This is a genomic window from Vibrio sp. E150_018 (assembly GCF_053544035.1).
In genome coordinates this window covers 99,877-110,341 of sequence record NZ_JBHGNY010000012.1, presented here as the reverse complement: position 1 = coordinate 110,341, position 10,465 = coordinate 99,877, and the positions used below count along the sequence as shown (strand labels likewise).

The window sequence follows — 10,465 nt, the reverse complement described above, 5'->3', positions numbered from 1 at the left end:
CCATATTCATCACAGAAGATTTCTTCGCCTTCAGGCCCGACAACGTAAGCGGTCATTGGGCCTTTAATCCTCGGTCGAGTCATCTGAGGCATACGCCACGTTTTCTCCGCAGGTATTGCTTCAAATTGATTAGCGTAAGTGGTCGATTTACCACCTGCGGATTCTTCAAGTGCTTGTGGCTGGTCGCCTTGGTGAGTACTCGCAATGACTAACCATTGTTTATTGAAGCTATCATCGGTGTGTTCGCTTAACTCAAACTTCGCGCCCGTTTGTAGTTGTGGCTCATTACTTTTGCCTTTGGCGGTGTGGGCATGGCGACGCAGGCTATCTAGGCGTAGTTGGTTGAACTCTTTACCGATGGCGTCATCTTTAAAACGCCCCGGCGCGTCAAAGTGCTCATAGGTATCACGCTGGTAGTCTATATCGCTGGCAACGGCTTGTTGGCTAAAGCTGTACTGAGGCTTTTTAAAACTGTTGTCACTGCTGTGCGCTTCACTGACTTCAAACTGAGTAGTCTTACTGAATTCTTTTATATACGGCGTTGAGCTGATACCGCTTGCCATCACGTTATAAGGAACAGGAGAATCTAACGAGCTAATGACTTGAGAATCATCGGTGAACAGTACGCTGTGTTTACCCTTCGATTGTTCAATGTGGTAAACCATGCCTTCTTCGGCGGCAAGGCGATTAATGAACTCAAGGTCGGTTTCACGATATTGCATGCAAAACTCACGTTGTTTTGGCGTGCGAGTTAGCGCAAAGGCAAAGTCTTGAATGTCCATTTCTTTAAACAAGGTGGCGATGATATCGGGCGCAGAAATCGATTGGAAAATGCGGCTGTTATGGCGCAAGGATAAACGCTCAATTTCAGGCACTAGAGTTAAAGAATAGAAAGTGTGGTGGTGACCGGTTTCACCTTGAGTAAAGTTGCGAACAATACCATTGATGCGTTGCACTATTTCGCCATCGCGATGCATGACAATCTCAGCACCTTTATCTACCATGTCTAAAGCGGTTAAATCTGGGCGACGGCTGGCAAGCTCAATTTGATAAAGAAAACCATGACACCAACTACCATCAGTTTGTTGAACCGAAGAAAAGTTATCTTGTCCTTGATAGCTTCTCACGACTAACGATTCGTCACTGACGCCATCGACACTAATACTAAATTGCAGCGTAGCCATGCCCTATCCTTTTAATGTTTAACGCTTTACCGGTTTGCTTTGTTCGCGAGAGAACAATCGAGTCACACCCAAAGCAAATCGGTAAATATTGAGATAGTAAATAACATGGAGTTGGCATTACTATTTTCCTTTTTGAGTGATAGATAAACGAAGGCAGCATTTGCCTCGAATTTACACCCATGTCACAGCAATTGGCGTGCCAACTTTAATTTCAAATAAAATCAATGACTTTACACTTCATCAACAAAGAAAAGCAGGCAATATATTGCTTAATAACTGGCAGGTTTTTGCCTACTTTCTCAATAAGCTTTTTTGCTTGCTTCTCCCACATTCTGGACAAAACTTCACTCTGCTATCCATCAACATGCAATTGCAGTTTGTGCAATACACAGCATCTTGACCTTTTCGTAGCATCGCAATATGGATAACACTTGGGATGGTCACGCTGTAAGCAAGCTCCGCTAAGTCGATAGCCGTCCATACTCCCGTTATCGCCCAAGCAACAGGCCCAGCCAATACAGAAGCTGTTCGCACTACAGTCGTGTTAGTGGCAAACATGAGTCCTCGACCTAAAATAAGCTTAGCGATTTGATTGACAATAATGACGGTCAATTGATAAGACTTAAAGCCACCAGCGCGGAACAAAGTAATGAGCACAGAGCTTGCCATGGCACCTTTAGGCGCACTACCTGAATAATCTAACGCTTCAAATAGCGCTGCCTTTTCCTCTTCACTCATTTGCTCAACGGCTTTTTTCAAAATCACTTCTAGTATGGCTTGCTCATTCTCCTCAACCGCAACGCCCTTTTTCACATTCGCTTTCACCTTCTTACCCACATCAAACACAAGTTCACCATAGTTAGGGCCAGCACTACAGTATAGGTTTGCAAAAGAGTTGCCGCCCATTTCACGAATTTCTTTTGCAATAAGGTCGTAATACTTTTGGTGGTCTGGTCGATGCTTTTTGTAGGCATCCGATAAGATTAAATCTTGTGAGAACTTTTTCTCGATATAACCGACCAATGGCGCTAAATCCTCATTGGTGGCTTTTTCTAGGACTGGGTTGATATCTGAATCGTAAATATTGGTATTGCTCAACCGCTATTCTTAATTGATCCTTTCATCAAAGTGCTACCCTTAGCTAACATTCTTAATTGCAGAATCATACGCTCAGCCAGAGCATCACGAGCATCTTCTTCTAGATCAAGCGCTTCTGCACCAGAAGTAAAGACAATCATTACAGAGGCTTCCGCTTGAATAGCCGCCACTTCACGCGCCATTCCAGCACCGACCAAATATTCAGTTAATTCTGCGCCAAAATGTTGGATCTCGCGTGCCACGGCGGCACGGAATTCAGCCGAAGTCCCAGAACGTTCACGCAATAACAAACGGAACACGTTAGGACTTTGTTCAATAAACTCCATAAAAGTTTGCACCGAAGTGCGAATTAAACTACCTTCCGCGACAATGCGTTGACGAGCCTGACGCATTAATTGCCTTAATAACAGTCCACCTTCATCCACCATCACTAAACCGAGTTCATTCATATCTTTAAAGTGGCGATAAAAAGAAGTTGGTGCAATCCCCGCTTCACGAGACACTTCTCGTAGACTTAAATTGGAAAAGCCGCGATCAGCGCTAAGTTGCCCAAAAGCGGCATCAATTAATGAGCGACGTGTTTTTTCTTTTTGTTGAGCTCGAATACCCATTATGCTTTCTCGTTGATCACCATTTAGTTAATATACCGATAAATGTATCTATCGCCTATCTTCCCTCAATAAATTATTCAACCGCAGGTTATTTTTCTCTTTCAGCATCAATCTATGTGATCGTGGCGACTGTCTTTCATCTCAATCATTTACCCAATAATTTAATGCGTTACTATCTTATACTCAAGTAACTTGGATATAGATCTACCGGTATCAATTTCGGTATGCATTTCAGGATTTCACACAATATCAAGGGAAAGCATGATGAATTCAACACACTTTGATGTCATTGTCATTGGTAGTGGCCCAGGCGGTGAAGGTGCCGCAATGGGGTTGGCAAAAGCAGGACTTAACGTTGCAATTATTGAAAAAGAAAGTAGCGTTGGTGGCGGTTGTACCCACTGGGGAACCATTCCATCTAAATCCCTCCGTCATGCAGTAAGCCGCATTATTGAATTCAATAGCAACCCACTTTTCTGTAAAAACAACACTAGCTTAACAGCTTCATTTTCCGACATTCTCGACCACGCCAAAAGTGTAATTGATAAACAAACTCGCTTGCGCCAAGGGTTTTATGACCGCAATGCTTGTACTCTGTTATTTGGTAGCGCTAAGTTTACTGGCCCAAACAATGTGTCGGTTGCACAATCCGATGGCACATTTGAAGAATATACTGCTGATAAATTTGTTATTGCTACTGGCTCACGTCCATATCAACCTGAAAATGTCGATTTTACCCATGAACGCATCTACAACAGCGACACGATTTTAAGTCTCAAGCATGATCCTAGGCACATCATCATTTACGGCGCAGGAGTAATTGGTTGTGAATATGCATCTATTTTCCGTGGTTTAGGGGTAAAAACTGACTTAATTAACACTCGAGATCGCTTACTGGCTTTCCTAGATAACGAAACATCTGATGCCCTTTCCTATCATTTTTGGAACAGTGGTGTCGTGATCCGCAACGATGAAACCTATCATAAAGTAGAAGGCACCGATGACGGGGTGATCGTGCACCTTGAATCCGGCAAGAAAATGAAAGCCGACTGTTTGCTCTATGCCAATGGACGAACGGGTAATACCGACAAGCTTGATTTAGAACTCGTGGGATTAACACCAGACTCACGCGGACAGCTTTCAGTTAACAAGCACTACCAAACTGAAGTGGATCATGTTTACGCGGTAGGCGATGTGATTGGCTACCCTAGTCTTGCCAGCGCCGCTTATGATCAAGGGCGTTTTGTTGCTCAAGCGATTGCGAAAGGCAAAGCTGATGGATTCTTAATTGATGATATTCCAACCGGCATTTACACCATCCCAGAAATCAGTTCGGTTGGTAAAACAGAACAAGAGCTCACTGCCTCGAAAGTCCCTTATGAAGTAGGACGCGCGTCATTTAAACATTTAGCGCGCGCGCAGATCGCTGGTAAAGATATTGGTAACCTGAAAATCTTATTCCATCGAGAAACCAAACAAATCTTAGGTATTCACTGCTTTGGAGAGCGTGCCGCAGAAATCATTCATATCGGACAGGCTATTATGGAACAAAAAGGCCCAGCCAATACCATTGAATATTTCGTCAATACTACGTTTAACTACCCAACCATGGCAGAAGCTTATCGGGTAGCGGCGCTCAATGGGCTGAATCGTTTATTCTGAAGGCTACACTAGTCACAAAACAAAGGAGCCAACTTAAGGCTCCTTTTTTTTAATGCTCAGTATCAACTATATTGACCATCAAACGGATTCAATAAATCGTTGCTGCTTCCATTGGGTAATAAATATCACCGCAAGCCCAATACCACGCATTCCCATAAAGGTTAGCATCGACATCCACAATGCATGGTTGCCCCAAGAAGCGAAACTGAAATACAGCGCAAAAAAGCACAACATAGCGATAAGCATACTATTACGCATATCTTTGCCTTTGGTCGCCCCGACAAAAATGCCATCCAATAAAAAACACCACATCGACACTAGCGGCATCACAATCAGCCAAGGTAGATAAATATCCGCTTGTGCCTGCACATTAGGAATATCGGTAATCAGCCGAACCAATTGGTGGCCAAATAGCCAAAACATCAAGGTTAAGAAAACACTACACACCAACCCCCAAAATGAAGTACCGATTAACGAATTGAGTAGTTGCCCACGACTTTTCGCCCCAACAGCTTTACCAACCATGGCTTCCATGGCGTAAGCAAAACCATCCATGCCATAAGACACCATCATCAAAAAGCTCATCAATACCGCATTGGCAGCGACTATATCATCACCTAGTGCCGCACCTTGGAAGGTCATAAAGCTAAATACCGCTTGTAGACACAATGAACGTAAGAATATATCGCTATTTAAACGCAGCATTCTACCCATGCCATGAGTGGCAGAAGGCAGTAATGTCAATACATTAGGAAGCTGTTGTTTGATCCAAGTACGCATCACGAAAAACAAGCCTAACGCTAAGCCGGTATAATCTGCTAAAACGGAAGCCCATGCTGCACCTGCTACTTTCCAATCAAATACCAAGACAAACAAGACATCCAAAATAATATTGGCAAGATTAATGACGATCACTAGCCACATCGGCGCTTTGGCATTTTGCGTTCCGAGCAACCAACCTAAAATAACAAAGTTGGCAAGTGCTGCTGGCGCACTCCACACCCGAATCGAAAAATATTGCATGCCGTAATGCTTCACTTCGGTGCTGGCATTACTTAAAGAAAAAATCAACTCAGCCAATGGCGAATGAAACAATAGAAACAAGCCAGCCAATAACCAAGCCACCAACATACCTTGCAACCAAACATGGGCTAACTTTTGTGAGCTTTCTTCACCTTGTGCTTGAGCAGCGAGTCCGGTGGTGGCCATACGCAAAAAACCTAACAACCAAAACGTCACGCTGATCATAGTACTACCTAATGCCACGCCACCTAGATACCAGGCGTAATCTAAATGACCAATCACCGCAGCATCGACTAAACCTAAAAGAGGCACAGTAATATTGGAAAGCACCATAGGAATGGCGAGCAACAACACCTGTTTATGCAAAGAGCGTTGCGAGAGAATTTGTTGAAGCAGTTGGAATGACGAAGATTGTTTATTCACGAAAACCTCACTTAGATGAGGCGACAGTTTACCTTGTCTAAAGGTCTGGATGATAGCTCTGAATTCTGCATCTTGAAGTCACTTAGGTATAAGTGCAAAGAAATGAGTAGCCGTGATTCATCTACCAATTCAAATGAATCATGGTTGGGGTAAGTCTATGTTTGATAAAAGGCAACTTGGAAACCAATTTCTGCCAAGCTCGCCAACGCTTACAGTTATATTCAACAGGAGAGCGCGCTTTAATCCGATCAATCCATGGCAGCCAAGATAAAACACTAGTCACAGGATCTTTTAAGCCATGTTTATAGAGTGAACACCCCATTTTCTTGCCCCAGTGTGATTGACTTTTATCACCCGCCAACACTAGGCAAGCTTGAGCGTGAGAAAAATGTCGCCCAAGTTTTTGCACAAAATGCGCCACTTGGTTGCGAGGTTGCAGTAATAACGCTTGCTCACACACCACTAAAACCGGTGCGTTATCAGGAATCGCCAATTGATCGAGCCATTTCATATCCGGCACAGAGCCGCACATCATTTTATAACGCTCACTATGATGAAATAACTTTTGTCGCCATAACAAAGTTTCATCGACATCAACTTCAATCCAATGACAAAGCCCATTATCTAAACGATAAAAACGAGTATCCAGCCCGGCACCAACATTAATAATCCACGCATTAGGGTGGCGAGTAAGAAAGCGCGAGACTTCCATATCACATAGTTGAGTAAGGGTGGCATGTAGTAACTGCTTTTGATCGATATCGCCCGCTAAGCATTCAGCCGAAAGATGACAACGTTGGCAAGCGCGCGCTGCAATCGGATCATAGACTAAACCATCATCAATCAAGCTTTCACGACTACGTAACCACAAAGGTTGCAATAACTCACTAGGAACTTGATAAGTTTGGCAAGTAGCTGGTTGAGTTGGATCAGAAGAAGCAGTCATCAATTAATCCCCTAGGTTGAGATTAATTGATGATAATGATTATCATTTAAATTTACAAGCAAGTTTGTGGGAAATTTGCTCATAACTGCAAGTCACGTCAAAATGCAGAAATATTACATCCAAGTGTTATTGCGGATAATGCCGACTGCTAAGCCTTCAATGGTCAATTCTTGATGAGTTAAATCCACTTCAATTGGACTAAACTCTTCATTTTCAGCATGCAGAAAAACTTTCGACCCTTTACGCTCTAAACGTTTTACCGTTACATCTTCATCTACCCGTGCAACCACCACTTGGCCATCACGAACGTCTTGAGTTTTATGCACCGCCAATAAATCACCATCAACGATACCGATATCTTTCATACTCATGCCATGAACACGCAACAAGAAATCAGCTTGCGGACGGAACATCGCTGGATCAACATGGTAATGACTTTCTACGTGCTCTTGCGCCAAGATTGGTTCACCAGCAGCCACTTGACCAACAAGAGGTAGTCCTTGCTCTTCTAGCAATTCTTCCTCAGTTTGCACAATGCGAATACCACGAGAAGCGCCAGGAATAATTTCAATTACATTTTTTCGAGCTAATGCCTTTAAGTGCTCTTCGGCGGCATTGGCCGAACGAAAACCTAATTCGCGCGCAATTTCTGCACGGGTTGGTGGCATTCCAGTCATATCAATTTTACCTTTGATCAATTCAAAGATTTGCTGTTGGCGGGGCGTCAACGGTTTCATAATTCACCTGTCTTTTTATACAGTTGACTGTGAGTATATACAGTAAAGTACGATAACTCCAGAGGTATGAATCACTTTTTGAGCATTGATTTGGAGCTTTCTTAACCTCATATAACCATTATATATACATCGATATTTTATCATTTGGTGTGATTTAACTGGAATAAGCTAATAGAATTGGTAACTTTCTGCTATTCTTGCAGCGCATTTTATATGGGGATTGAGCCCCACTTTTTATATTTGAGGCTGTACACTGTTATGTCTTACGGACACCGCGTTTCTCGCTCACTTCTAAAATTACCCCTTTCTTTTTTAGTTAAAGGGAAAACCATTCCAGCCAATCCGATTGAAGAACTGACGTTAGATCTAACCAAGCCCATTGTCTATGCTCTTCCTTTTAATTCAGATATCGATCTGATCAGCTTACAAACACAAACTAAAGCACTCGGTCTACCCGACCCGTTAACACCATTACAAATCAATGGACAAGAATTCTCGCGCTTTGTGTTTCTAACCTCAAAGGGTATGACAACTCACAGTAAACAAATTCTACCCAAGCAATCTGTTGAGTTATTTACTCAATTACTCAAGCTGCATCAAGCCAATTCTGAACTGGATATTCAAATGCTGCCTACTTCTATTTTATGGGGCCGTAAACCGAATCAAGAAGGTAAAGAAAAGCCATATTTACAGGCAATGAGCGCTTGTCAGAAAAGTCGCTTATTAGTTTCATCAGGTCGCGATTGTATGATCCGCTTTAGCCCTGTGGTGTCATTGCGTTATATGGCCGACACTCATGGCGTAGATGAAACCATCGCTCATAAATTAGCGCGTGTGGCGCGTATCCACTTTTCACGCCAAAAATTAGCCGCTTCAGGCCCAAGCTTGCCACAACGCCAAGTACTGTTTAATCGTTTAATAAAATCGCCTGAAATCCAACAAGCGATTCAAGATGAAGCTAAGAATAAAAATATCTCGCTAGAAAAAGCGCAAAAACAAGCGCAAGACATACTAGAAGAAATTGCTGCCGATTTTTCGTATACCTTAATTCGTGTTGGCGCACGCTTCTTAGGTTGGTTGTGGAACAAGCTGTATCAAGGCTTAAATATCAACAACATGGCAACCGTTCGCAAACTGGCGCAAGATGGTCATGAAATCATTTATGTGCCTTGTCACCGTAGCCACATGGACTACCTACTCCTTTCTTACGTATTACATCATGAAGGTATGGTTCCGCCACACATTGCCGCTGGGGTGAACCTCAACTTCTTCCCAGCAGGCCCAATTTTCCGTCGTGGTGGTGCTTTCTTTATTCGCCGTAGTTTTAAAGGCAATAAACTCTACTCCACCATTTTCCGTGAATATTTAGCGGAATTATTCACCAAAGGCTACTCGGTTGAGTTTTTCAGCGAAGGTGGTCGCTCACGTACCGGTCGTTTATTGCAAGCTAAAACTGGCATGTTAGCGATGACTATCCAAACCATGTTGCGTGGTTTAAACCGTCCAGTGACTTTAGTACCTGTTTACATTGGTTACGAACATGTAATGGAAGTGTCGACTTACGCCAAAGAATTAACCGGCAAACGTAAAGAGAAAGAAAGTGCAGGCATGGTACTGAAAACGCTACGTAAGCTACGTAACTTTGGCCAAGGCTATGTGAATTTTGGTGAGCCAATTAACCTCAACCAATACCTCAATGAAGAAATACCAGGTTGGTCGTGTAAAGAAAACCAAGCACAAGATAGCAACCAAAAACCACAATGGATGAATCCGGTGGTAAATAAACTTGCCAATAAAATGATGACGCATATTAATGATGCCGCAGCAGCCAATGCTCTGACACTTTGTGCCACTGCTTTACTGGCCTCAAATCAACGTGCTCTTTCTCGCCGCAAGCTTGAACAACAAATTAATTGTTACTTATCGCTATTAACGCAAGTACCTTACACGCCAACCAGTACAGTGCCAAATAGTAGCGCCTCACAATTGGTCGAGCATGCAGAGAAGCTAGATAAATTCGTGGTAGAAGCTGATGAACAAGGCGATATTATTTCCCTTGATCGACAACAATCGGTTCTAATGACCTATTACCGAAATAATATCATCCATCTATTCGCTTTACCGTCGTTGATCGCTCACCTAGTGGTTCAAAAAGAACACATTTCTCGTGATGAATTACACCAAGCGATTAGCTTGATCTACCCATTTTTGAAAGCTGAATTGTTCTTACATTATCAACAAGATCAGCTAGACACAGTGATCACCGATTTAGTGAATGAGTTACTACGCCAAGAGTTGATTAAAGAAGATAATGGCGTGATTTCGATTAATCCTTCTCAAGTACAGGGGTTAATTCTACTCTCTCGTACTATTCTCGAAACCTTGCAACGCTATGCTATTGCGTTAACTCAACTCGTCGCGATGCCTGGTATTGATAAAGCATTACTTGAAAAGCAAAGCCAAACTATTGCTCAGCGTTTAGGAAGGCTGCACGGCATTAATGCTCCTGAATTTTTCGATAAAGGAGTGTTTATCACCTTATTCCAGACGCTTAAACAGCAAGGCTACTTAGCGCCACAAACTGAACAGCAGCACAAAATCGAAACCTTAGTCGATTTACTAGGTGAGCTATTATCACCAGAAGTTCAGCTAACGTTACAAGAAAGCATTATGCGCAAAGCAGACTCCAAATAATCAATAATCCTTGTTGAGACTAGAAATAAATAACCCCCAACGTTGGTTGTCCAACTATTGGGGGTCACTTCATGATTGAACTCAACG

General features: G+C 42.8%; 8 protein-coding genes. 2 read left to right on the top strand and 6 right to left on the bottom strand.

Annotation, left to right across the window (positions count from 1 at the left end; genetic code table 11):
- From tssI to fabR, 3 genes are all read right to left on the bottom strand, one after another.
- On the bottom strand, positions 1 to 1,184 hold a 1,184-nt coding region (tssI, locus tag ACE3G9_RS12495; protein WP_449219285.1), incomplete at its 3' end, for a type VI secretion system tip protein TssI/VgrG.
- Between the two features lie 291 nt (positions 1,185 to 1,475).
- Complete coding sequence (locus ACE3G9_RS12490; RefSeq protein ID WP_449219284.1) at positions 1,476 to 2,282, bottom strand: ubiquinol-cytochrome C chaperone family protein; 807 nt, start codon at positions 2,280 to 2,282, stop codon at positions 1,476 to 1,478.
- Positions 2,279 to 2,893, bottom strand: coding sequence for an HTH-type transcriptional repressor FabR (gene fabR / locus ACE3G9_RS12485; protein ID WP_449219283.1), 615 nt, complete (start codon positions 2,891 to 2,893; stop codon positions 2,279 to 2,281). Before fabR ends, ACE3G9_RS12490 begins: the two co-directional genes overlap by 4 nt.
- A 261-nt stretch (positions 2,894 to 3,154) precedes the next feature.
- Here fabR and sthA point away from each other — a divergent pair, with 261 nt between their 5' ends.
- Positions 3,155 to 4,555, top strand: coding sequence for a Si-specific NAD(P)(+) transhydrogenase (sthA, locus tag ACE3G9_RS12480; RefSeq protein ID WP_417881342.1), 1,401 nt, complete (start codon positions 3,155 to 3,157; stop codon positions 4,553 to 4,555).
- Positions 4,556 to 4,633: 78 nt separating this feature from the next.
- Here sthA and dinF read toward each other — a convergent pair whose 3' ends face one another.
- The 3 genes from dinF to lexA form a co-directional block, all read right to left on the bottom strand.
- Complete coding sequence (gene dinF / locus ACE3G9_RS12475) at positions 4,634 to 6,001, bottom strand: MATE family efflux transporter DinF (protein ID WP_417881341.1); 1,368 nt, start codon at positions 5,999 to 6,001, stop codon at positions 4,634 to 4,636.
- A 121-nt stretch (positions 6,002 to 6,122) separates the two neighbouring features.
- Positions 6,123 to 6,947, bottom strand: coding sequence for a class I SAM-dependent methyltransferase (locus tag ACE3G9_RS12470; protein WP_417881340.1), 825 nt, complete (start codon positions 6,945 to 6,947; stop codon positions 6,123 to 6,125).
- Between the two features lie 113 nt (positions 6,948 to 7,060).
- The gene (lexA, locus tag ACE3G9_RS12465) at positions 7,061 to 7,684 is read right to left on the bottom strand and encodes a transcriptional repressor LexA (RefSeq protein WP_449219282.1); all 624 of its coding nucleotides are present in this window, start codon (positions 7,682 to 7,684) and stop codon (positions 7,061 to 7,063) included.
- Positions 7,685 to 7,942: 258 nt separating this feature from the next.
- On the opposite strand from lexA, the gene plsB reads away from it, so the two are divergent.
- Positions 7,943 to 10,378, top strand: a complete 2,436-nt coding sequence (plsB, locus tag ACE3G9_RS12460) for a glycerol-3-phosphate 1-O-acyltransferase PlsB (RefSeq protein WP_449219281.1) — start codon at positions 7,943 to 7,945, stop codon at positions 10,376 to 10,378.
- The last annotated feature ends 87 nt before the right edge of the window (positions 10,379 to 10,465 follow it).